The following is a 20,553-nucleotide window of genomic DNA, read 5'->3' as shown; positions in this document are numbered from 1 at the left end:
ATGAAACAGACTACTATGATAATTTAAACGAGTCAGGTAAAGTGGCCTGACTTAAACAAACTGGTCTCCGATGAACTCGGGGCGATTCATTAATACTTTTATAAAGGTCTGGCGCAAAGTTTATAAACACCGGTGAGTTTTGTATTTCATCAACGTTTATATGCATTAATGTTTGCTGGCTTAGTATGATCACTATATTTTTGTATTCGTTAAACTCTATTATCGCTAAGCACTTAAAATGTTGCCTTAAAAGTACTAAAAGCATTTGCAGCTCTTGGCCAGTTTGTGGGTTTAAATTAATGATTACTTGCGTATTTTGCTCACTGCAGCGATTTATATTTTGCCAAAAGCTATCGCTGGTTAAAAAAGGCTGATGATATTCACCACTAAAAATATCGATAGTGATTACGTTAAAGTGATCAGTGCATTGGGTAATATATTGCTCGGCGCATTGTAAATAGCTGCTGTGCTTAATAGGTAACTTAAAGTGCTGGGCTGCAATTAAGGCAATGCTTGGGTTTATTTCTACCGTGTTAAATGTATTGATGGTGTTTATGTAAGGCGTATTACTTTGCAAGTGATACATAATTCGCTCAAACCCTGCCGTGCCTAAACCTAAATTTAATATATTTAGTGTATCTACCGGTTTAAGTAAAAATAACATCATACATTGGTTTACAGGCACTATTACTTGCTCAGGGTGTATAAGGTTCATAACGCCTTGAATTGTTATATCTTCATTGGTTTTTTGTGCAAGCGTTAACCAACGGTATTCTTTGTTTTGATACACGCATACTGGGCCGTATGCACTTTGCTGCGACTCAATAAGGTTACTTTTAATTGTATCTTCTTTTAGCTGACGCATAACTTAAACTATTAATGTATACACAATTACAGTGTGCCACGAAAATCGCATTTTTTTATAGATTATTGTGTAACAAGGTTTGTAATTTAACCTCTAAATATAATATTGTATTAGCAATTAATTACTTAGACGTTATTCAAGGATTGGAAATGGGGTTGATTCTAGGGCCTGCTGTTTTAGCGTGGTTTGCGGTATTTATCTATTCTTTACGATTAGGGTATGTGCTTATTTATAAAAATATGAGCGTGTTAACCACAGTGTCTACTTTTGCAATTAGTATTGTTGGTATGTTGGCTTTTATGACGTATGGATATAGGCAGTTTGTAAACAATACCTCTGTTTGGGCATTTGAGATCCCGAGTTACTTTTTATTTAGCAAAATAGCTTTTATAGGTGTGTTGAGTGGTTTTTTACTTAACTACTATATTAATCCTGAAAATAGTTCGGAGTTTTTGAGCTGTTTAGCATTTGTATTAATATTTATGTTTTCTGCTGGTGTGCTTGCAAGCTTAGGAGTACATGAGGCCTTTTTGAAAGAATTTGATATTAAAACCACTTATTAAAAGTATGCATAATAAATTTTGGCCCAGTACCTATAAAAGGTAGTGGGCTTCTTACTATCCTAATAACCTCTTGTAAATGCGCTTTAGCGTGCTCCTTTCTGCATCTACCTCAAATGTATTGCCATAAAACCTTAGTTAAGTAATGGTTACACTATAATAATTAGGAGCTAATAGATGCTTAAAACACCTTTGAAAATCACAACAACGTTACTTAAATTTACTGCAATTGCAGGTGCCTGCACACTTGCACTATCAGCACATGGGAAAACACAACTTCAATACACAGAACAGCAAAAATTACATGACATAGCAGCTCAAGTATCAGCCGAACGTATTGGTAGTGACATTCAAACGCTGGTGGATTTCGGTACCCGCCATACGCTTTCAGAAACTAAATCGGATACTCGAGGCATTGGTGCGGCTAGGCGCTGGATAAAAAAAGAATTTGAAAAAATATCCGCGAAGTGTGGCGGTTGTCTGGAAATTATTGAGGTAATGGACACTATATCGGGCGAAAAACGCATTCCTAATCCTGTTGAAGTGGTTAACATTGTGGCTATTCAACGAGGGTCAAGTGAGCCTAATCGCATGGTGATTATGTCGGGTGATATAGATTCTCGTGTAAGTGATGTTATGGACTTTACGAGTGATTCACCTGGGGCAAATGATAACGCATCAGGTGTGGCGGGAGTAATTGAAGCTGCTCGTGTTTTAAGTAAATACAAATTTAATGGTTCGGTAGTTTACGCGGCGCTTTCGGGCGAAGAGCAGGGTTTGTTTGGCGGAAAAATATTAACGGCTTATGCGCAAAAGCATGACTGGCAAGTTCATGGCGTTTTAAACAACGATATGATTGGCAATATTACCGGTATTAATGGGGTAACTGATAATACAACTGCGCGTATATTTTCAGAAGGTACCCGTGTTGTAGAAACAAAAGAGCAAGCTAATACTCGCCGCTTTACGGGTGGTGAAGTTGATTCGGCGAGTCGAAATTTAGCGCGCTACATAGATACTATTGCTGACAGATACATTCCTAACCTAGATACAATGCTTGTATATCGATTAGATAGATTTGGCCGTGGTGGGCATCATCGTCCATTTAATGATGCAGGTTTTGCAGCAGTGCGTATTATGGAAACTAACGAGCACTACGATCGTCAGCATCAAGATTTACGCACTGAAAATGGCGTTGAGTATGGCGATACTATTGAAGGCGTTGATTTTGATTATACGGCTAAGTTAACTTCACTTAATGCGGTAACTATGGCATCTATGGCGTGGGCGCCCGCACCGCCAAAAGAAGTTAAAATAAAGGGAGCTGTTACAGCTGATACGTCGTTTTCATGGCAACAAAGCAGTGATGAAAATATTGCTGGCTATAAAATTTATTGGCGTTACACGAGCGAGCCGCAATGGCAGTTTAGTAAATACGTTGGTAGGGTTTCACAGTACACACTTAAAAACGTAGTGATTGATAATTATTACTTTGGTGTAGCCTCTGTTAGTAAAGACGGTGTTGAGTCGCCAGTAGTATTTCCGGGTGATGTGGGTTCGTTTGATCACAATATAAAATAATAGTTTGGCTAAAAACACAGCAAACAGAGCGCTTTAAGGTGCAAATGACCGTTTTATACTTGCACCTTATTTACTAAGCCCTTAGAGTGTTAAAAAAGAAGTAAAAGGTTAATAAAAATGCAGCAACAAGAAAAAAAGCCGTTAACAGCAAAAGAACAAGTTATAACTGATGAGCAAAGAATGCAGTGGCAACGCGAATGTTTTCAAACAGCGCAAAAGCATTTAGCCGAAAAGGGCATTATGCCAAAATCAGTAGTTGATAAAGACAGTCGATTTTTAGCACCACTTTGTGCAATGTGGAAATTTAAAGCACAGAACGGTAAAACATATTGGGTAGTAACAGGGCGGTTACCTACAGATCATGCTGAAGTAAGTGCAGCTACAGATGCTCGTGATGCAATGCGTTACTTTTCTTTGCAGTGGCAATTAAAAGCGGATCAGATTATGAGTACAGGCGCGCGTGATAAAACACAGGTAGACTTTGCTAACTTACTTATCAATAGAGCCCATGGCTTGTACGAAATGTATGATAATGAGCCGCTGTGGGCAAATGAGGCAAAGTAACGACGGTTTGGGTTAAGTAAAAAAGTAGAGGGTGATAGCTTATTTATCGCCCTTCTCTTTATCTAATGGACAAGTGTGAAGGGAGTAGTATTAAACGCCGAAACAGGGCATTGCATACGTTGCCTAGGAATTCCCGCCTCCATAAATACATTCCCTTGCTGAATAAAGCCATTGCGCTTAAAACGCTCTACTTCATTTAAAATACAATTAATGCTTACTTCTTCAATACCTTGGTTTGACGCTAATTCTACAATAAAGTTGAGAAGCGATTTATATACTTTGCGATTACGGTGCTCAGGTAATACAGCTATTCTGCCGATTAAGCCATCTTTACATAATCTACCTGTTGCTATTGGGCAGTTTGCATCGTCTGTAACAAGTACATGTAATGCAATTTTATCTAGGCTATCAAATTCGATATGCTTGGGGATATGTAACTCGTAAACAAAAACTCGCTCTCGAATTTTTTGTAGCATATCTTTTTTTATATCCCATTCAACCTTATCAACCAGATAGCCCATTGCAAACTCCTATTGATACCAAATTAGAATGAGTAAGCAATCACAGCAAAATTATTTAAGCCAATATCAGATGAAAATTAAAAATTTTAACTGACCTGTATACATAATATCTTACGCTGTAAAATGCTCATCATTATTAATATAATTGGTATTATTACTCGTGGTCTATATTAAACCAGATCCCCTCATTAACAAGTGTAGTAAAAGTTTGAGTAAAAACTAAACTTGGCTTTGTTAAATTTAATGCTGAACTTTCAAACTCAGTATGATCGGTAAGTAGTTTAACCGCCGCTAAGTCGGTTAACGGCATAGCGTAATTTTCGCCATTTACACTTAGTAAAACTTCTGTATCGAGTTGCTGATAAATAGCGCGTGTGCCACCTAAACGCTCAAACACAGCTTCTTCATTATTTAAATCATCGCTTATTTGCTCTGACGTAAATGGAGGCTCTACTGGCGCTAAATCCATTTCATGTTTGGGCTGACTAAGCGTTGAGCCTAGCCATTGTTTAAATAAATCGTCATTTTCTAAAAGTGCCGCCATCAATGTTTTAACTTTATCAACTTCAAGGTTTGTAAGTTCACCCTTTGATTTTCTTAATGTGATGTTGTGATCGGTATAACGTTTTTGGCCGCTTTCGGTATCAATAATATGATCGGCAAAGCTCGACAATAAATCTTGTTGGTTTGGCGCTCTAAAACCAACTGAATAATTTAGTGCGTTTTCTACAGCGTAACCTTCGTGAGGGCACCCTGGTGGAATATACAAAATATCGCCAGGCTCTAATATGCAATCGATTACGGCTTCAAATGCTTCTACTTGCAGTAATTTTTTGTTTTGAGCAAACTGCTTAAGTGTTGGATCGGGCAGGCCTACGCGCCAATGACGTTTACCTTCGCCTTGAATAATAAATACGTCATATTGGTCTAAATGTGGGCCAACACCACCATTAGGCGTTGAATAGCTAATCATTAAATCATCTATGCGCCAGTTTGGAATAAACCTAAATGACTCTAGTAGTTGTGCAGCTTCAGGATGCCAATGATCAACAGCTTGCACTAATAAGGTGGCATTTTCGTCTGTTAACTTTTCAAAGTCTTCAAATGGACCTTGGTGCGTTTGCCAATCATTTTTATGATTGGTGATAATACGTGACTCTATGCTTTCTTCCATTGCGAGACCGGCAAGTTCATTAGCATCAAGTGGGTCTTGAAAATCAGCAAAACCTTGTTTGATTAAAAGCGGCTTTTTTTGCCAAAAATGGCTTAAAAACTCTTGCTCAGACAAATTATTTATTTTTAAATGATACATACATTATGCCTACTAGTTAGTGCAATGGGGTTAAAACAAAAAAGCGAAAGGATGATCCTTTCGCTTTTTAAAAGAGCAATTTAGTTTTTAAACTAAATCATCAATAAACTCAACAGCACGACCAATGTAATTAGCAGGTGTTAGTTTTTTCATTTCTACTTTAGCGTGCTCTGGAAGGTCAAGACCATCGATAAAGTCAGCCATTATTTCTTGATTTACACGTTTGCCGCGTGTTAAATCTTTAAGTTTTTCGTATGGCTTTTCAATACCATATTTACGCATAACTGTTTGAATCGGTTCGGCTAGCAATTCCCAGTTTTGATCAAGCTCGTCAGCTAAACGTTGCTCGTTTACTTCAAGCTTGCTTACACCTTTAAGTGTTGATTGGTATGCAATGATCGCATAACCCATACCTACACCTAAGTTACGTAATACCGTTGAATCGGTAAGGTCACGCTGCCAGCGAGAAACTGGTAATTTTTGTGCAAGATGAGCAAAAATAGCGTTTGCTAAACCTAAGTTACCTTCTGAGTTTTCAAAATCAATTGGGTTAACTTTATGCGGCATTGTAGATGAGCCAATTTCGCCCGCAATTGTTTTTTGCTTAAAGTGATTAAGTGCGATGTAACCCCACATGTCACGGTCAAAATCGAGCAAAATAGTATTAAAACGTGCAATTGCGTCAAAAAACTCTGCAATATAGTCATGCGGTTCAATTTGTGTAGTAAATGGGTTAAGTGTTAAACCTAAGCTTGATACAAATTTATCTGCGTGAGTATGCCAGTCGTAATCTGGGTATGCACTAAGGTGAGCGTTGTAGTTACCAACAGCACCGTTAACTTTACCTAGCATTTCTACTTGAGCAATTTGGTCTCGTTGACGCTTTAAACGCATGTATACGTTAGCAAACTCTTTACCCATCGTTGATGGTGTAGCTGGTTGCCCGTGCGTACGAGTCATCATTGGGATTGCTTTGTACTCAATCGCTTTTTCTTTAATTGCGCTTAAAAGCTCATCGCAATAAGGAAGCAAAACCTTGTTACGTGCTTCGCTAAGCATTAAACCATGAGATAGATTGTTAATATCTTCTGAAGTACAAGCGAAGTGAATAAATTCATTGATTGCATGAAGCTCACTGTTATCGGCTACTTTTTCTTTTAATAAGTATTCAACCGCTTTAACATCGTGGTTTGTAGTGCGTTCAATATCTTTAACGCGCTGTGCATCAGCTTCGCTGAAGTTATCTACAATGGCGTTTAGAAGTGCATTAGCTTCTTCGCTAAATGCAGGTACTTCTTTTATATCGCTTGCTGCAGCTAACGCTTGCAACCAACGCACTTCAACAATTACGCGGTATTTAATTAAGCCAAATTCGCTGAAAATACTGCGTAGTTCAGTGGTTTTGCTGCCGTAGCGACCATCCACTGGAGAGATAGCCGTTAACGCTGAAAGCTCCATAATAACTCCTAAATTTTAGTTTGAACGATAGTTAAATTTTTGTTTTAGCAATGGCGAGTATTTTTCTTTTTGCAAAGAAAAAGTGACGGCGTTTACCGCCCATTTGTCGCCATAATACTGCACTTCTAATGCCGGCTAATAATAACGCACGGATTTTATTTTGAGTGAGCTGCTGTTTTAATAACTCGGGTTTACCATAAACCTGTATTCGGTGCCCAAGGGGGCTCAGCACCGACGAGTATATATCTGCTAAACCGGCAACAACGCTCTCGTCAGTAATAGCAAAATGATCTAAACGACGATGAATATCATCAATTCGTTTGCCTAATTCGTTTAAGCTTTTGTCGTTTGCACTTAGTGCTCGCTCAAGCTGCATCAAACCACCTACGTATTTTACTATTTCAACATCTTTTTGAGCGCCAGCAGTTAGCTGCGCCATTAAAGTTTTATAGCCATCACGTAAGTTGTCAGTACCTTGGTAAACATCTTCTGGCGATGCCGGTGATGTTTGAATAATGCTTGAAAGTAATACTTCTAAGTCGTGCTCATTATTACTGCCGTACTGGGCAATTTTTTGAACTTGCTTAGCAACCTGGCACATGGCGGCAAGCGCCATGACTTGGTGTTCATTCATTACTTAATCACCGAGTCAATAATACCACCACCTAAACACACATCTTCTGCATAAAATACAGCAGATTGACCTGGCGTAACTGCTTTTTGTGGTTCATCAAATAATACACGAGCCATGCCGTCTTCACCTACAAGTAGGGTACAGCTTAAGTCTTCTTGGCGGTAACGTGTTTTAACTGTGCAGCGAGTGGTACCTTTAGGGCCAACGCGGTCTACCCAATGTAATTGGTTTGCATTAAGACCATTACTGTATAGGCGAGGGTGATCTTTGCCTTGGCCAACAACAAGTACGTTACGTTCTAAATCTTTATCAACTACGTACCATGGTTCGCCAGAACCTTCCTTCATACCACCAATTAACAAGCCTTTGCGTTGTCCAAGTGTGTGGTACATTAAGCCTTCGTGCTCGCCTACGTTATTACCGTCAGTGTCTTCGATAACGCCAGGTTGCGCTGGTAAGAACTTTTGTAAAAAGTCTTTAAATTTACGCTCACCGATAAAGCAAATTCCGGTGCTGTCTTTTTTATCGTGAGTGATTAGGTCTTGTTCTTCTGCTATGCGGCGCACTTCTGGTTTTTCGATATCGCCTACAGGGAATAAGGTTTGGCCAATATGTTCATGGCTTAGGGTATATAAGAAGTAGCTTTGATCTTTATTGTTATCAAGTCCGCGACACATTACGTATTTGTCATCGCGAAGTTCACGGCGAACGTAGTGTCCGGTTGCAATAAAGTCAGCACCGAGTGCTTGAGCCGCAAATTCTAAAAAGGCTTTAAATTTAATTTCTTTATTACACATTATATCTGGGTTTGGCGTACGACCCGCTTTGTACTCTGCTAAAAAGTACTCAAATACATTATCCCAGTATTCAGCAGCAAAGTTTACTGTGTGAAGCTCAATGCCTAATTTGTCGCACACGGCTTGTGCATCTTTTAAGTCATCAGCGGCGGCACAGTATTCATCATTGTCGTCTTCTTCCCAGTTCTTCATAAACAGGCCTTCTACTTGGTAGCCCTGTTGTTGTAATAAATATGCAGATACAGAAGAATCAACACCGCCGGACATGCCAACAATGACTTTAATGTGACTATTTTCGCTCATGAATAATTTCGCTTATACAGATTGCTGTTAACTTGGAAAGGCCGCGATTATAGCATGTATTTTGTTTGTGCTTAAAGAGCGTAGGGCGGCAAAGGACATAATTTGTCACTATTTTATTTGTATAACAAATAGCAAACTAGACTTAAACGCATTATCAGGCTGTAACTTTAGTAATATTAAAGTGATCTTTACTAATAAATTAAGACTATAGAATAATTCATGTAGTTATTGAGTTTTATTAATAGTATTTTCTTTTAAAACTACTAGAGTAAATATACACTTAATAAAAATAAAATAGTGGTTAGTATATGAATGTAAACCACTTTAAAGCCTCTTGAAATATAGTCAATGGAATGAATATATGAATTATGCCTATCAAATAAACAAGATAAATTCTTTAGTTGAGCATTACACACGAAAACCTGATTTTGTGGATAGCGAATTACTTTCTAGCAAAACGACAGAGTTTAAAAAATCAGCCTATCATCTTTTTTATGAGTTAATAAAACTCAAAAACCCTCATATTTACCAAGAGCCAAACCATGTACATGAGTTATTTAGCTTAATAAAAGGTTCAACAGTTAAAAAAAACGTTGAGTTAAAGGTGCTTGATCATGTAGAGCACTGGTGGCTTGAATGGTATTTCGCTTTAGAAATGGACGAAAAGCTTAGTATAGAAAAAAGTGATATGCCAATGAGTTACTTACCTCAAAGTACACTCAACCCTATGCGCAAACATGAGATAAGTCACTACGCTAGGTTATTTACCGTTTTGCCAATGCCTGTATGTAATGTATGTGCCAAGACGGGTGATATTTTGAAAGTTAATCAACGTTTTGTAGATGTTTTTGGTTATACAGTAGAAGATGTGCCAAATCTTAAATCATGGTGGGAAAAAGCGTATCCAGATCCCCAATACAGAGCACTTGCAAAAGAGCTGTGGCAAGACTCACTTGAAAAGGCACTAAATAACAATAACGACATACCCGCAAATAACTATCGAGTTTCTTGTCGTGATGGCTCACAAGTGATGATGGAAATTTCAGGGATTGATATAGGTGAAGAGTTTTTAGCTGTTTTTAATGATGCAACAGAGCGCTTAGAAGCAGAAGATATACTCAGGGATATGGCCTTTTTGGATGCATTAACCAAAATTGCGAATAGGCGTCGGTTTGATGAAAAGCTAACGCATGAGTTTGAACGAGCAAAAGAATGCGAAGGCATGCTATCGATGATTATTATTGATATTGACCATTTTAAGCAATTTAATGACCGGTATGGGCATGTAGCGGGCGATACGTGCTTATATGACGTGGCTCAAAAAATTGCTTCAACGGTTAGTCGCCCAGAAGATTTTGTGGCTCGCTATGGTGGAGAAGAATTTGTTGTTTTACTTCCACAAACGGATAGGCAAGGAGCGTTGTTTATAGCTGAGCAAATACAAAAAGCTGTAGAAAGCTTAGCTATTGCTCACCAGGATAGCTTTACCGGATTTTTATCTATAAGTATGGGTATTAATACCATCAGCAACTATACAAATAGTAATGAAGTCAGCTTTGTTAAAGCCGCTGATAACGCCCTGTATTATGCTAAAAAACAAGGGCGTAATTGTATAGCGCTAAGCTCTGAGTAAATCAATTGTAAATGGTTTCTAAGCTTAACGCTGGTCGATTCAGGCTGTCGTTAATACACTTGAGCACTAAAGGGCTCCTAAGCGGTAATGATTTTATTTGCTCTAATGTATGCCAATTAGCACTGATAATGTCAGAATCTATTGGTGTTGGTGCTTTTATATTATTAGGTGCTTCAAATAAAAAGCAGAATCGCAAATAGTGCACTGCGTTATCGGCATGCAAATTATAAACACCTAAAAACCCAATAGGCTCAAGCGTTAAGCCTGTTTCTTCTAGTAGCTCTCTGCTTGCAGCTTGTGCAAGTGTCTCATTTTGCTCTAAATGACCCGCAGGTTGATTGTAACAAATTTGCTTTGTAAATTTATCGCGCTCTTTTACAAGTAAATACTCGTTTTGCTTTTTTACTATTGCTGCAACCGTGACATGCGGTTTATGCATCAACTACGCCCTTAATTACTTTGTATTCACCACAATTAATATCATCCAACGTATAGTTGCCAATGCTATAGCGGATGAGGCGAAGTGTAGGGTGTCCAATATGCGCGGTCATTCGGCGAACTTGTCTGTTTCTACCTTCATTAATGGTAATACTTAGCCAAGTGGTAGGGATTGCTTTTCGCTCGCGTACAGGGGGATTACGCGCCCAAATTGTTGGCTCATCAATTATTTTAACGTTAGCGGGGAGTGTAAGCCCGTCTTTAAGTTCTACGCCATTACATAAATCATTAATTGATTCACTCGTTGGTTCACCCTCAACTTGTGCCCAGTAGGTTTTATTCGTTTTTTTATCAGGAGCAGTTAAGGTGTTTTGTAGTTTCCCACAGTTTGTTAAAAGCAATAAACCCTCACTGTCTCTGTCTAACCTTCCTGCTGCGTAAACTTCTTTAATAGGAATAAATTCAGCAAGCGTTTTTCTGTCTGCGTCATCCGTAAATTGACATAGCACATCAAACGGCTTGTTGAATAACACAATTTTTCTGTCTTTAGATGCTATCTGCGGCTTTATTTCTCTTTTACCAGATGGCGTTTTGTTAAGTGCACTGCGTGAATAAGTACGCCCAGTACTTCTTTTTGGCTTGGTTTGTGTTGCTTGATTATTGCCTGATTTAGCTCTCATTATATGCACCTAGCTGGTTTTGGTAATCCGGCAATTTTTGTTGCTTGCTTGGCTGGGCCTTTAGGAAATAATTTATATAAATAAAGGCTATTTCCTTTATCTTCACCGAGTGCTTTAGCCATTGCTTTTACAAGCATTCTAATTGCTGGGCTGGTGTTATATTCAATGTAAAAATCACGAACAAAATTAATGACTTCCCAGTGTTGCTCACTAAGTGTGATGTTTTCTTGAGTAGCAATTACAGGCGCCAGCTCCTTTGACCATAAAGTATGGTCGAGCAAGTAGCCTTGTTTGTCGGTTTCAATCTGTTGGTTGTTAAATTCAAGCATGAGTTACCACGTAATTGATTGATTAGTTGATAAAGTGAGTGCCACAAAGTCTTCATAGCTAATTGCTTTATCGTTATCTGCTAATTTTATTGCACGTACTTGCGCGTCTTGTTCAAGTATTAACAGTGTATCTGCAAATTGCCTAAATTGTTTTTTTGCAAAGCAGGCATCACCAACAAGTAGTACCTTATCGCCTGATAAAATTAAATTCTCAAGCTGATTTGCCGAGTAATAGTTAAGCGGCTTTGAAAAAATATGTAACGTACTCATAGGTTCACCACATGTTGCTGCGCTTTAATTAGTGTTTGTTGTTGACTAAAGTTAAGAGCTTTTGCCTCTACGAGTAAATCATGTTTATTTAAACCATAATCAAGCAATGATTTTTCACACACGAAAATGTTTTCAACATCATAAATTTCGAGTGTTTTAATATTTTTAAAAAGGTCTTTTAAGCCAATATTGTTTGGTTGCTGATGCTTTTTTAAAGCTAAAACGGCGGGGCCGCTAAACAACCAACTTACATTTTGGTCAACAGCAGCAAAAATCAATGTCATATCTAGTGCATCACGAATATTTAAATCGTCAAATGGGCTGCACTGACTCATTACTAATACGTTTATCATTTAAATTGCACCCATTTATCTGCGTCGCTTGCAAGCATTGCAAATTCAGCTAACCCTGCGACTTTAAATACACCTGTGTTTTTAATATCTAACCCGCGCTTTTGCGCGGCGGTAACACACAGCATTAAATTTAGTTTTTGATCAGCGAGTTGCTGCCAAAGTGCTGAAATTTGAAGTTCGTCTGAGGATAAATCAAAGTGGGTAGATGCATGATAAATACCTTGCTGGTATAAAAAAATAGCATCAATGGTGTGCCCTTGGGCTAAACATGCATTCGCAAATTTAACTATGCGTTGCGTGGTATCGTGATCGGATGGTGGTGTATGTAATGAAAGAACAAAGCGTGCCAAAACAATTCCAATAAAAAAGCCCCAATAAAGGGGCTATTTTAACAGAACTATTTAATTAGTCATCACTTGCGCCAAGTAGAGCAAGCAAAGAAGTAAATAAGTTATATACGCTTAGGTATAAAGACACTGTTGCGCGAATGTAGTTAGTTTCACCACCGTTTATGATTCGGCTTGTATCAAATAAAATCAAACCAGACATAATCAGTACAACTGCTGCATTAAGCACCATAAACATCAATGAACTGCCAATAAAAATATTAACGATGCTTGCTACAATCACAACGATTAAGCCAACAGTTAAAAAGCCACCCATGAATGAGAAGTCTTTTTTAGTATTTAGTGCATAAGCAGATAAACCAAAAAAGATAAGCGCTGTAGAACCTAAGGCTTGCATAATAAGCATTGGGCCATTAGGTAATGCAGCATAATGGTTAAGCAATGGACCTAAGCCTGCCCCCATTAAACCTGTGAAAGCAAACACCCAAAATACACCAGATGCTGTATCTGCTTTTTTATTTACAACAAATAATAAACCGAACGAAACGAGTGTAAACACAATTCCCATAAAGTAAGGTAATTGTAGTGCCATTGAAATACCGGCTGTAACTGCACTAAATGCAAGTGTCATAGCTAGTAAAAAGTAGGTGTTTTTAAGTACCTTGTTTGTTTCAATGGTAGACATTACCGGTTTCGCGGTATTGTACGATTGATTAAACGCCATTGTAGAGCTCCTTTAAGTGAAACGTGTGTGTTTCGATAATTTAACTAAAATTAGATTACCAACTCTTATATGTTTGGGCAAACCTTTGTAGATCAATAGAGTTAAATATTTAAATAAAAGTATATTGATGGCTAAATTAAAAACATTTTGTTTTAACTTTAAACAAATCAATTGTTTTTTAGGCACTTAAACAATTAATTTAAAAAAAAGCTTCACAAAAGGGATGGGTTTCCCTATTATGCAGGCCGTGCGGAGAGATGGCAGAGTGGTCGAATGCACCGGTCTTGAAAACCGGCATGGGTTTATAGCCCATCTAGGGTTCAAATCCCTATCTCTCCACCACTTATTTAATAAGTGTGTGGTAATTAAAATATCATTCATTTAAAAAGTTATTAGTACACTCTTACTTTTAACTTAGCAGTATCGGAGAGATGGCAGAGTGGTCGAATGCACCGGTCTTGAAAACCGGCATGGGTTTATAGCCCATCTAGGGTTCAAATCCCTATCTCTCCACCATATAACAGAATAGCCCGCTAACTTAGCGGGTTTTTTTGTGTTTGGAACAATATCAGTACACTTATACCAACCCGCAATAATACTTAATCATTTTGCGTGGCTAAACGTGTCGCTCCCTGCGTTAAAAAATTCTCATTTTGAACAACTAAATAGCGAATTTATTGGCTAGCTGTAAACACGTTTATCCGCCCTCTAAATAGATCACTTAATTAAGCGAATTTGTATTACATCTCTTATCTCTTATTAGTAAAACCTTAAAAGCAGATAGAATTGCTCACACATCATCTTCTGATGTTAAAAAACGTTGATGTTCTCTTCCTATTTTTGTTTTTAATAAAACTACCATCACAAAAAACTTTAAATGAGTTGGAATGCACATATTAATGTGTGTTATTTTTAAATATTAGTGGATTAAAGGTATGCAAAATAGGATGTTGTGGCTCAAAGATGATCTAGATTCGAGAAAGTTAGTTGTATATCGTGCCGTCATGTTTTCGTTTATAACGCTTTTTGTACTTTTTGTATTTCAACCTTTTGGCACTTCAAGCGATACCGAGTCTTACAAGTTTCTGCGACTTTTTGGCTATGGGTTAGTAACCTTTTGTGCTTTGCTATTGTCAGGTTTCATAGAAATAGTGTTACTTAAGTTTAAGCTAAGTAAATTAAACCGTTTAATTATTATTCCTATCACATATATTTTAATTACTGCGATATTCAATCATGGGTATTTTGTGGTTGCTGTACTTGGATCTTGGCATTGGCAGAATCAATTACTTTTTGTAGGGTATATTTTTTGTATTGGTGTATTTCCTCTTATTTTTTTACTTGTGGTAAATAGGCATGTAATAGATTTAACTAAGCCAAGTACAGTTAGCGTTGCTCAAGAGCAGTTGAGAGAAGTTGAGTTAAAGACAATTACTCTCAAAGGCGATAACAAAAACGACGAAATTAATACGGCTCCTCACCATATTTTATTTATTAAATCTTCAGACAACTATTGTGAAATAACAATACAAGAAGGAGCTTCAACTTCACGTAAACTATTACGTGTATCTCTTAGCGGTTTATTAAAGCAGCTTCCAGAAAAAACAATTATATTACGATGCCACCGTTCTTATGCGGTCAACCTGCAAAACATTCAACACTACAGTGGTAATGCTGGAGGGTTGCAATTATCGCTACATACAATTGATATTAAAATTCCTGTGTCTCGTTCTTATGTAAAAGTAATAAAAGATGCTTTGTCATTAATCCCAAAAACATGTTAATCCCCCCTAAAACATGGGCTTTATACCTCGTCTTGTAATTGAGACCTAATAGGTCGCTTTGTATTTTTACTATTGCCAAGATTAAGTTGAAATTTACAACTTAACGAGAAAAGTAGATATGAAATACGCTATCAAGGCATTTGTAATAATTTCTATATTTGTATTTTGCCACTATGTAATGAGGCGGTTTTGGGGAGAAGGTTGGTCTAGCTGGTTGTCTGAACTTGATAATCTAACTGGCATTTTATTTACCCCCGCTAAATATATTTTTTTATATGGACCGTTAGTTATTGCGGCTATTATTTTGTTTAAACAAAGTAAGCCTTTTGAATCTATAGGGCTTAATTCCTCTGGTTTTATTAACTATGCACTCGCAGCAATTATTTGTTGTACTCCAATGGCAATAGGTTATGGATTTTTGAGTGATGAACTTAACCTATCAATACCAGCAATAATAACTGGCTCAGTTTATGCGGGTTTTTTTGAAGAGCTAATTTTTAGGGCTGCATTGTTTGGTGTTTTATTTAAATATTGTAGATGGGGCTTTGTGCCTGCGGCATTAATTAGTTCAGTAATATTTGGTCTGGGCCATATTTATCAAGGCAATGATGCGATTTCTGCTTTGATGGCGGTTGCAATTACTACTGTAGCAGGTACATGGTTTGCGTGGCTATATTGTGAATGTGGTTATCGTATTTGGTTTCCTATGTGGATGCATATTTTTATGAATGCAGCTTACGGAATATTTGGTATGTCGGGTGGCGCAGTAGGTGATCTACAAGGTAACTTATTTAAAGCAACAGCCATTGTGTTAAGTATTGTGTATGTTGAGATGCTAATTCGACGAGGAAAGCAGCGCGAAGTTACATTATCAAAATTATTTCAATGCACTAAAAATGGCCTTTACACGCAACAAGCTAACTTAAACTGAGTGGGAAACGACCATGCTAGAATTATTTATTGTAATAATTATATTTAGCTCACCCTTTTTGATTCTTATTATTACTAAACGTTATTTCTCCTATAAAACTACAATAATGGCAGCGCACGCAAAATTTAAAGGACTAAATAATAACAAGATAACAAAATTAGAGGAACAAACAGCGATGTTGAGCAAAAGGGTAGCAGTGCTTGAGGAAATAGTAACATCTCGCCACTTTGAGTTATCAAATAAAATAGCTAAGTTATAAGCATTTTGATAAGTGTAACCCAAACTTATGAGCCTATTAATAAAGTAATAGGCTCATACTGCAATAAGGTTTATTTTTAATCATAAATTACGACCATAGTCTCTGTTTCTAACCTTTAGATCTTGGTGCATGCTTTATACATAGAATTTAGATTTGTGTATTAAGGATTTTAAATGAAACATCAGCTAGCAAAAAGCGTAGGGCTTTCGTTATTATCGCCTGTTATTGTAGGCAGTTTACTTGGTGTTTATTACTCACTTACGCTTGAAGGCGAGTTTGTATCAATATTTCTTACCTTATTAATGACTGCTATATCAAATGCACACATAGTAGGCTTAACAATGGCTGCTTTTGTTGTGCCTGGGTATTTACTCATGTTTAAGTATTCTAAAGTTAATTATTCAGGGGTATTAACTCTTGGACTACTAGGCGGAGCGATATTTAGTTACTTATTAAGTGCCACAACTGGCGAGATATTTTTGATCAATAGTGTAATGTCAGCATTCGCTGCAGGGCTGTTTTTGTTTGGTCTTCGTAAAACGGCAAAAAAATAATCGCAGCATTATTAACCAAGCGCACTGATAAACGGTGTGATTTCCTTTTTTTTACCTCCAAAAGGTTCCAATTTTTCACGACAAAGAGTACCTTTAGCTACTGTATGTTTAATAAGAAGTAGTTTGGTATGCAAAAGCACGATTTTTACCAGTCATTAGTTAAGCAAACTGAATCGCTGATAGCTGGTGAATCCAATGTAATTGCCAATATGGCAAACATAAGCGCGCTGTTATTTACCTCTTTAGAGGATGTAAATTGGGCGGGCTTTTACTTTATGGATTCTCCTACTGAATTAGTACTTGGCCCGTTTCAAGGTAACCCTGCATGCATTCGTATTCCAGTAGGAAAGGGTGTATGCGGAACTGCTGCGGCAACCGTAGAAACACAATTAATTGAAGATGTTCACGCTTTTGAAGGCCACATAGCCTGTGATGCAGCGTCTAATTCTGAAGTAGTTGTACCTATCATGAAACATGGTAAAGTATTTGCTGTACTAGACATTGATAGTCCGAGTATTGGTCGATTTGATGCTGACGATAAAGCCGGTCTAGAAGCATTAGTAAAATGCTTAGAGGCGAGCTTGTAATGAAAGATTTGCTAAATGTTCAAGACTACCTATTTGCTGTACAAGATGTCGGCGATTGGGAAGGCGAAGAAGAACATGTAGCGGAAACGCTCAATGATTTGATTCATATTGCATGGGATCGTCTTCCAGATGATTCAGAATGTGAATTTATTGATGAAACAATAAATGGTATTTGGGAACACCTTCGAGGTGATATGGCTGTTATAGAAGCCGATTTCGAAGAGTTGGTCGACTGGGTAACACACTACGTCGATTCGTCCCTTGATGAAAAGATGTGAAAAATAGGTTCTAAAATGGAAACCACAAACAAGCTAAAAGATATTAATGAAGTGTTGGAATTTTTATATCAAGAATTCCCACAATGTTTTAAACAAAAAGATGGCATCAAGCCGCTTAAAGTAGGTATTTTTAAAGATATTGCTGAGCGTATTGAAGGGTCTGAAAAAGTAAGTAAGACTCAAGTTCGTCAAGCGCTTAGAAAATACACGTCTAACTGGCGTTATTTAGAAGCTGTGACCAAGTCAGAGTTTCGTATTGATCTTGATGGTAATCAAGGTGAAAAAGTTGAGCAAGAGCATATCGACCATGCACAAAAAGCATTGGAAGAAAGCCGCGCTAAAATGGCTAAACGCAAAAAACAACAGCGTCCTCGCCAAGATTCTGATTCTAAATCTTTCAAGAAAAAACCAGCTCATGCTAGCAAACCAGGCGATAAAAACGCTCCTGCAGCTAACAAACCTGCTAAAGCAGCGCCGGCTAAGCGTTCAGGAAAAATTGAACCTTTGCCAGCAACTGAGGTCAAGGTTAATAATAAGGTTAAGGTTAAACTTGGCCAAGCACTTGTAAATGCAGTAATAACTGAAGTGAACAAAGATGATGTTCATGTTGAGTTAGTAACAGGTATGCAAGTTAAAACCAAAGCTGACAGCTTATACATTGTTTAAGTTGTAAATAAATTAAGGAGTTGTGTATGAGTAAAAAGTTTACGCTCATTCCGTTAGTTGCTGCCCTGTTTTCAGGTTCATTATTTGCTGCTGTAGAAGCCGTCACTATTGACGATTTACCCCAGCTCAAGCAAGAGAGTCAACATGGTACTGCTAGCAAACGAGTGGCTAGCTTATTTGCTCGTTCACACTATACACCGGTTCAATTTAACGATGAGCTTTCTAGTAAAGTGTACGATCGTTATATCGAATCCCTTGATTTTAATAAAAGCGTTTTCTTAGCCAGCGATATAGCCTCATTTGAGCAATATCGTGATGACTTTGATAACGCTATTACTACCGGTAAATTAGACTTTACGTTTGATATTTTTAACTTAAGTCTTAAACGCCGTTTTGAACGTTACGAGTATTCACTTACTCTGCTTGAAAAAGAGATGACGTTTGATAAAGAAGATGAATACTTTTTTGACCGTGAAGATTCAGCATGGCCTGCGTCACAAGCTGAGCTTGATGAAATTTGGCGTGAGCGTGTAAAGTACGACGCACTGCGTTTAAAAATGACGGGTAAAGATTGGGAAGGCATTAAAGAGGTGCTGACCAAACGCTACAAAAATGCAGAAAAACGTTTAGTACAATCAAATTCAGAAGATGCTTTTCAAATTGTTATGAATTCGCTAGCACGCAGTATTGAGGCGCATACGTCTTATTTATCGCCACGTCGTGCAGAGCAATTCAAAATGGATATGGACTTAGAGCTTGAGGGCATTGGTGCCGTATTAAGCCCTGATGAAGATTACACCGTTATTCGCAGCTTAGTGCCGGGAGGCCCTGCAGATAAAACAGATCAAATTAAAGCTGATGATCGCATTATAGGTGTTGCTCAAGATGGCGAAGAGTTTGTAGATGTAATTGGCTGGCGTTTAGATGACGTAGTTGATTTAATTAAAGGTCCTAAAGGGACTAAAGTACGTTTACAGTATTTAAAAGGTGTTGATGCTCACGGCGCTCCGAAAGTTGTAGAAATCACTCGCGATAAAATTCGACTTGAAGATAGAGCGGCTAAATCAGAAGTATTTGAAGCAAAATATTCTGATTTAACAAGTAAAATTGGGGTGATTGAAATTCCTGGCTTTTACAATAATCTTTCGAAAGATGTAAAAGTAGAACTTGCTAAGCTTAAAGAAGAAAAGGTTGATGGTATTATTATCGACTTGCGCCAAAATGGTGGTGGTTCATTATATGAAGCAACACAATTGTCAGGTTTATTTTTTGACCAAGGCCCAGTTGTTCAAATTCATACCTTAAATAACCGTATAGAAGAGCAAAAAGATCGTGATGGTATAACTTACTATGACGGCCCTTTAACTGTGTTAGTTGATCGTTACAGTGCATCTGCTTCTGAAATATTCGCAGCAGCAATGCAAGATTACGGTCGCGCTGTAATTATTGGTGAGCAAACATTTGGTAAGGGTACTGTACAGCAGCACAAAGGCTTAGGCCGTGCTTATGACCTATACGATAATGCGTTAGGTAGTGTACAGTATACTATTGCTAAGTTTTATCGTATTAACGGTGGTAGCACGCAACATAAAGGTGTTATCCCTGATATTTCGTTTCCATCAGCAATTGATCCTGCACAGTGGGGCGAAAGTAAGCAAGATAATGCACTTCCTTGGGACAGCATTGTTAAAGCGAAATATAAAAAACTAGGTAATTTAACCCCTATTATTACGTACCTTGAAAAACAACACGAAGTACGAATTAAATCAGAGCCAGAATTTGGTTATGTATTTAATGACATTACCTTATACAACGAAGAGAAAGACCGTAAAACTATCTCTTTAGTTGAAGCAGACCGTATTAAAGAAAAAGACGAAGGTGAAGCACGTGCACTTGTACGTACTAACGAACGTCTTAAGCGTTTAGGTAAAGATCCGGTAGAAAACTTAGACGATATACCAGAAGTAATTGAAGAGCTTGACCCATTTTTGGAAGAGGCTGCATTAATTACTCAAGATTATATAAATTATGGTCGTATAGCTAAGAAGTAATAACTGGTTTTACCTCTGTAAAAAAGGCGCATTGGCGCCTTTTTTACTACCTAAAATTTACTAAATTGTTATAA

At 37.6% G+C, this 20,553-nt stretch carries 25 protein-coding genes and 2 tRNA genes; 14 read left to right on the top strand and 13 right to left on the bottom strand.

The annotated features are described in order from the left end of the window. Positions 1 to 13: 13 nt before the first annotated feature. Positions 14 to 865, bottom strand: a complete 852-nt coding sequence (locus tag GQR47_RS02865; RefSeq protein WP_240915850.1) for a hypothetical protein — start codon at positions 863 to 865, stop codon at positions 14 to 16. A gap of 14 nt (positions 866 to 879) precedes the next feature. On the opposite strand from GQR47_RS02865, the gene GQR47_RS02860 reads away from it, so the two are divergent. From GQR47_RS02860 to GQR47_RS02850, 3 genes are all read left to right on the top strand, one after another. Further along, on the top strand, positions 880 to 1,428 hold the full coding sequence (locus GQR47_RS02860; protein WP_240915849.1) for a hypothetical protein: 549 nt from the start codon (positions 880 to 882) through the stop codon (positions 1,426 to 1,428). A gap of 174 nt (positions 1,429 to 1,602) precedes the next feature. After that, positions 1,603 to 3,006 carry a M28 family metallopeptidase gene (locus GQR47_RS02855; protein ID WP_165723501.1) on the top strand — a complete coding sequence of 468 codons (1,404 nt, stop codon included), beginning with the start codon at positions 1,603 to 1,605 and terminating at the stop codon, positions 3,004 to 3,006. Between the two features lie 117 nt (positions 3,007 to 3,123). Then, a complete protein-coding gene (locus tag GQR47_RS02850; protein ID WP_024594685.1) occupies positions 3,124 to 3,570 on the top strand; it encodes a DUF4826 family protein in 447 nt (148 codons plus the stop codon). A 62-nt stretch (positions 3,571 to 3,632) separates the two neighbouring features. On the opposite strand, the gene GQR47_RS02845 is transcribed toward GQR47_RS02850, so the two are convergent. The 5 genes from GQR47_RS02845 to mnmA all read right to left on the bottom strand — a co-directional run bounded on the left by GQR47_RS02845 (position 3,633) and on the right by mnmA (position 8,595). Further along, positions 3,633 to 4,091: a GNAT family N-acetyltransferase gene (locus GQR47_RS02845; RefSeq protein WP_024594684.1), complete on the bottom strand. Its 459-nt coding sequence runs from the start codon at positions 4,089 to 4,091 to the stop codon at positions 3,633 to 3,635. Between the two features lie 154 nt (positions 4,092 to 4,245). Then, positions 4,246 to 5,403, bottom strand: coding sequence for a cupin domain-containing protein (locus GQR47_RS02840; RefSeq protein WP_165723500.1), 1,158 nt, complete (start codon positions 5,401 to 5,403; stop codon positions 4,246 to 4,248). An 87-nt stretch (positions 5,404 to 5,490) separates the two neighbouring features. Beyond that, positions 5,491 to 6,861, bottom strand: coding sequence for an adenylosuccinate lyase (gene purB, locus GQR47_RS02835; RefSeq protein ID WP_165723499.1), 1,371 nt, complete (start codon positions 6,859 to 6,861; stop codon positions 5,491 to 5,493). A 31-nt stretch (positions 6,862 to 6,892) separates the two neighbouring features. After that, a complete protein-coding gene (gene hflD, locus GQR47_RS02830) occupies positions 6,893 to 7,495 on the bottom strand; it encodes a high frequency lysogenization protein HflD (protein WP_007375707.1) in 603 nt (200 codons plus the stop codon). Continuing rightward, a complete protein-coding gene (gene mnmA / locus GQR47_RS02825; RefSeq protein ID WP_002962705.1) occupies positions 7,495 to 8,595 on the bottom strand; it encodes a tRNA 2-thiouridine(34) synthase MnmA in 1,101 nt (366 codons plus the stop codon). The genes hflD and mnmA overlap by 1 nt, the downstream gene beginning before the upstream one ends. A gap of 361 nt (positions 8,596 to 8,956) precedes the next feature. Between mnmA and GQR47_RS02820 the strand changes: the two genes are divergently transcribed. Continuing rightward, entirely contained in the window at positions 8,957 to 10,228 is a 1,272-nt protein-coding gene (locus GQR47_RS02820) for a sensor domain-containing diguanylate cyclase (protein WP_165723498.1), read from the top strand. A 1-nt stretch (position 10,229) separates the two neighbouring features. Here GQR47_RS02820 and GQR47_RS02815 read toward each other — a convergent pair whose 3' ends face one another. Genes GQR47_RS02815 through GQR47_RS02785 form a run of 7 tightly spaced genes read right to left on the bottom strand, consistent with a single transcriptional unit; the run spans position 10,230 to position 13,369 of the window. Then, entirely contained in the window at positions 10,230 to 10,667 is a 438-nt protein-coding gene (locus tag GQR47_RS02815; protein ID WP_165723497.1) for an NUDIX domain-containing protein, read from the bottom strand. Next, complete coding sequence (locus GQR47_RS02810) at positions 10,660 to 11,346, bottom strand: pseudouridine synthase (protein ID WP_165723496.1); 687 nt, start codon at positions 11,344 to 11,346, stop codon at positions 10,660 to 10,662. Before GQR47_RS02810 ends, GQR47_RS02815 begins: the two co-directional genes overlap by 8 nt. Further along, on the bottom strand, positions 11,346 to 11,675 hold the full coding sequence (locus GQR47_RS02805) for a TusE/DsrC/DsvC family sulfur relay protein (RefSeq protein ID WP_007375712.1): 330 nt from the start codon (positions 11,673 to 11,675) through the stop codon (positions 11,346 to 11,348). Before GQR47_RS02805 ends, GQR47_RS02810 begins: the two co-directional genes overlap by 1 nt. 3 nt (positions 11,676 to 11,678) lie before the next feature. Beyond that, positions 11,679 to 11,945 carry a DsrH/TusB family sulfur metabolism protein gene (locus GQR47_RS02800; protein WP_008133664.1) on the bottom strand — a complete coding sequence of 89 codons (267 nt, stop codon included), beginning with the start codon at positions 11,943 to 11,945 and terminating at the stop codon, positions 11,679 to 11,681. Next, positions 11,942 to 12,298, bottom strand: coding sequence for a sulfurtransferase complex subunit TusC (gene tusC / locus GQR47_RS02795; RefSeq protein WP_165723495.1), 357 nt, complete (start codon positions 12,296 to 12,298; stop codon positions 11,942 to 11,944). The genes GQR47_RS02800 and tusC overlap by 4 nt, the downstream gene beginning before the upstream one ends. Continuing rightward, positions 12,295 to 12,648 carry a sulfurtransferase complex subunit TusD gene (gene tusD / locus GQR47_RS02790; protein ID WP_024596911.1) on the bottom strand — a complete coding sequence of 118 codons (354 nt, stop codon included), beginning with the start codon at positions 12,646 to 12,648 and terminating at the stop codon, positions 12,295 to 12,297. Before tusD ends, tusC begins: the two co-directional genes overlap by 4 nt. Before the next feature lie 55 nt (positions 12,649 to 12,703). Continuing rightward, complete coding sequence (locus tag GQR47_RS02785) at positions 12,704 to 13,369, bottom strand: Bax inhibitor-1/YccA family protein (RefSeq protein WP_008133668.1); 666 nt, start codon at positions 13,367 to 13,369, stop codon at positions 12,704 to 12,706. 251 nt (positions 13,370 to 13,620) lie between these two features. Here GQR47_RS02785 and GQR47_RS02780 point away from each other — a divergent pair. The 10 genes from GQR47_RS02780 to prc all read left to right on the top strand — a co-directional run bounded on the left by GQR47_RS02780 (position 13,621) and on the right by prc (position 20,479). Continuing rightward, positions 13,621 to 13,711, top strand: a tRNA-Ser gene (locus GQR47_RS02780). Between the two features lie 83 nt (positions 13,712 to 13,794). Beyond that, positions 13,795 to 13,885 (top strand) — tRNA-Ser (locus tag GQR47_RS02775). A gap of 419 nt (positions 13,886 to 14,304) precedes the next feature. Continuing rightward, complete coding sequence (locus tag GQR47_RS02770; RefSeq protein WP_240915848.1) at positions 14,305 to 15,153, top strand: LytTR family DNA-binding domain-containing protein; 849 nt, start codon at positions 14,305 to 14,307, stop codon at positions 15,151 to 15,153. Between the two features lie 118 nt (positions 15,154 to 15,271). Beyond that, positions 15,272 to 16,084 carry a CPBP family intramembrane glutamic endopeptidase gene (locus tag GQR47_RS02765; protein WP_165723494.1) on the top strand — a complete coding sequence of 271 codons (813 nt, stop codon included), beginning with the start codon at positions 15,272 to 15,274 and terminating at the stop codon, positions 16,082 to 16,084. A 13-nt stretch (positions 16,085 to 16,097) separates the two neighbouring features. Continuing rightward, on the top strand, positions 16,098 to 16,343 hold the full coding sequence (locus GQR47_RS02760; protein ID WP_165723493.1) for a hypothetical protein: 246 nt from the start codon (positions 16,098 to 16,100) through the stop codon (positions 16,341 to 16,343). 173 nt (positions 16,344 to 16,516) lie between these two features. Next, a complete protein-coding gene (locus GQR47_RS02755) occupies positions 16,517 to 16,897 on the top strand; it encodes a hypothetical protein (protein WP_002961912.1) in 381 nt (126 codons plus the stop codon). A gap of 128 nt (positions 16,898 to 17,025) precedes the next feature. Continuing rightward, positions 17,026 to 17,484 carry a GAF domain-containing protein gene (locus GQR47_RS02750; protein ID WP_165723492.1) on the top strand — a complete coding sequence of 153 codons (459 nt, stop codon included), beginning with the start codon at positions 17,026 to 17,028 and terminating at the stop codon, positions 17,482 to 17,484. Next, complete coding sequence (locus GQR47_RS02745; RefSeq protein WP_002961910.1) at positions 17,484 to 17,762, top strand: hypothetical protein; 279 nt, start codon at positions 17,484 to 17,486, stop codon at positions 17,760 to 17,762. The genes GQR47_RS02750 and GQR47_RS02745 overlap by 1 nt, the downstream gene beginning before the upstream one ends. A 15-nt stretch (positions 17,763 to 17,777) precedes the next feature. Further along, a complete protein-coding gene (gene proQ / locus GQR47_RS02740; RefSeq protein WP_002961909.1) occupies positions 17,778 to 18,428 on the top strand; it encodes an RNA chaperone ProQ in 651 nt (216 codons plus the stop codon). Between the two features lie 26 nt (positions 18,429 to 18,454). Continuing rightward, positions 18,455 to 20,479, top strand: coding sequence for a carboxy terminal-processing peptidase (gene prc / locus GQR47_RS02735; RefSeq protein WP_165723491.1), 2,025 nt, complete (start codon positions 18,455 to 18,457; stop codon positions 20,477 to 20,479). Positions 20,480 to 20,553: the final 74 nt, after the last annotated feature.

The sequence above is a fragment of the Pseudoalteromonas sp. Z1A2 genome, from assembly GCF_011378755.1.
GTDB lineage: Bacteria > Pseudomonadota > Gammaproteobacteria > Enterobacterales > Alteromonadaceae > Pseudoalteromonas > Pseudoalteromonas distincta.
Note: the sequence above shows the minus strand (reverse complement) of the source record. Positions and strands in the feature narration are given on the sequence as shown.

What these genes read in the sequence shown, in the direction of transcription:
- GQR47_RS02865 (WP_240915850.1), bottom strand. Translation starts at nt 865, where the DNA reads ATGCGTCAGCTAAAAGAAGATACAATTAAAAGTAACCTTATTGAGTCG.
- GQR47_RS02860 (WP_240915849.1), top strand. Translation starts at nt 880, where the DNA reads ATGTATACACAATTACAGTGTGCCACGAAAATCGCATTTTTTTATAGA.
- GQR47_RS02855 (WP_165723501.1), top strand. Translation starts at nt 1,603, where the DNA reads ATGCTTAAAACACCTTTGAAAATCACAACAACGTTACTTAAATTTACT.
- GQR47_RS02850 (WP_024594685.1), top strand. Translation starts at nt 3,124, where the DNA reads ATGCAGCAACAAGAAAAAAAGCCGTTAACAGCAAAAGAACAAGTTATA.
- GQR47_RS02845 (WP_024594684.1), bottom strand. Translation starts at nt 4,091, where the DNA reads ATGGGCTATCTGGTTGATAAGGTTGAATGGGATATAAAAAAAGATATG.
- GQR47_RS02840 (WP_165723500.1), bottom strand. Translation starts at nt 5,403, where the DNA reads ATGTATCATTTAAAAATAAATAATTTGTCTGAGCAAGAGTTTTTAAGC.
- purB (WP_165723499.1), bottom strand. Translation starts at nt 6,861, where the DNA reads ATGGAGCTTTCAGCGTTAACGGCTATCTCTCCAGTGGATGGTCGCTAC.
- hflD (WP_007375707.1), bottom strand. Translation starts at nt 7,495, where the DNA reads ATGAATGAACACCAAGTCATGGCGCTTGCCGCCATGTGCCAGGTTGCT.
- mnmA (WP_002962705.1), bottom strand. Translation starts at nt 8,595, where the DNA reads ATGAGCGAAAATAGTCACATTAAAGTCATTGTTGGCATGTCCGGCGGT.
- GQR47_RS02820 (WP_165723498.1), top strand. Translation starts at nt 8,957, where the DNA reads ATGAATTATGCCTATCAAATAAACAAGATAAATTCTTTAGTTGAGCAT.
- GQR47_RS02815 (WP_165723497.1), bottom strand. Translation starts at nt 10,667, where the DNA reads ATGCATAAACCGCATGTCACGGTTGCAGCAATAGTAAAAAAGCAAAAC.
- GQR47_RS02810 (WP_165723496.1), bottom strand. Translation starts at nt 11,346, where the DNA reads ATGAGAGCTAAATCAGGCAATAATCAAGCAACACAAACCAAGCCAAAA.
- GQR47_RS02805 (WP_007375712.1), bottom strand. Translation starts at nt 11,675, where the DNA reads ATGCTTGAATTTAACAACCAACAGATTGAAACCGACAAACAAGGCTAC.
- GQR47_RS02800 (WP_008133664.1), bottom strand. Translation starts at nt 11,945, where the DNA reads ATGAGTACGTTACATATTTTTTCAAAGCCGCTTAACTATTACTCGGCA.
- tusC (WP_165723495.1), bottom strand. Translation starts at nt 12,298, where the DNA reads ATGATAAACGTATTAGTAATGAGTCAGTGCAGCCCATTTGACGATTTA.
- GQR47_RS02785 (WP_008133668.1), bottom strand. Translation starts at nt 13,369, where the DNA reads ATGGCGTTTAATCAATCGTACAATACCGCGAAACCGGTAATGTCTACC.
- GQR47_RS02770 (WP_240915848.1), top strand. Translation starts at nt 14,305, where the DNA reads ATGCAAAATAGGATGTTGTGGCTCAAAGATGATCTAGATTCGAGAAAG.
- GQR47_RS02765 (WP_165723494.1), top strand. Translation starts at nt 15,272, where the DNA reads ATGAAATACGCTATCAAGGCATTTGTAATAATTTCTATATTTGTATTT.
- GQR47_RS02760 (WP_165723493.1), top strand. Translation starts at nt 16,098, where the DNA reads ATGCTAGAATTATTTATTGTAATAATTATATTTAGCTCACCCTTTTTG.
- GQR47_RS02755 (WP_002961912.1), top strand. Translation starts at nt 16,517, where the DNA reads ATGAAACATCAGCTAGCAAAAAGCGTAGGGCTTTCGTTATTATCGCCT.
- GQR47_RS02750 (WP_165723492.1), top strand. Translation starts at nt 17,026, where the DNA reads ATGCAAAAGCACGATTTTTACCAGTCATTAGTTAAGCAAACTGAATCG.
- GQR47_RS02745 (WP_002961910.1), top strand. Translation starts at nt 17,484, where the DNA reads ATGAAAGATTTGCTAAATGTTCAAGACTACCTATTTGCTGTACAAGAT.
- proQ (WP_002961909.1), top strand. Translation starts at nt 17,778, where the DNA reads ATGGAAACCACAAACAAGCTAAAAGATATTAATGAAGTGTTGGAATTT.
- prc (WP_165723491.1), top strand. Translation starts at nt 18,455, where the DNA reads ATGAGTAAAAAGTTTACGCTCATTCCGTTAGTTGCTGCCCTGTTTTCA.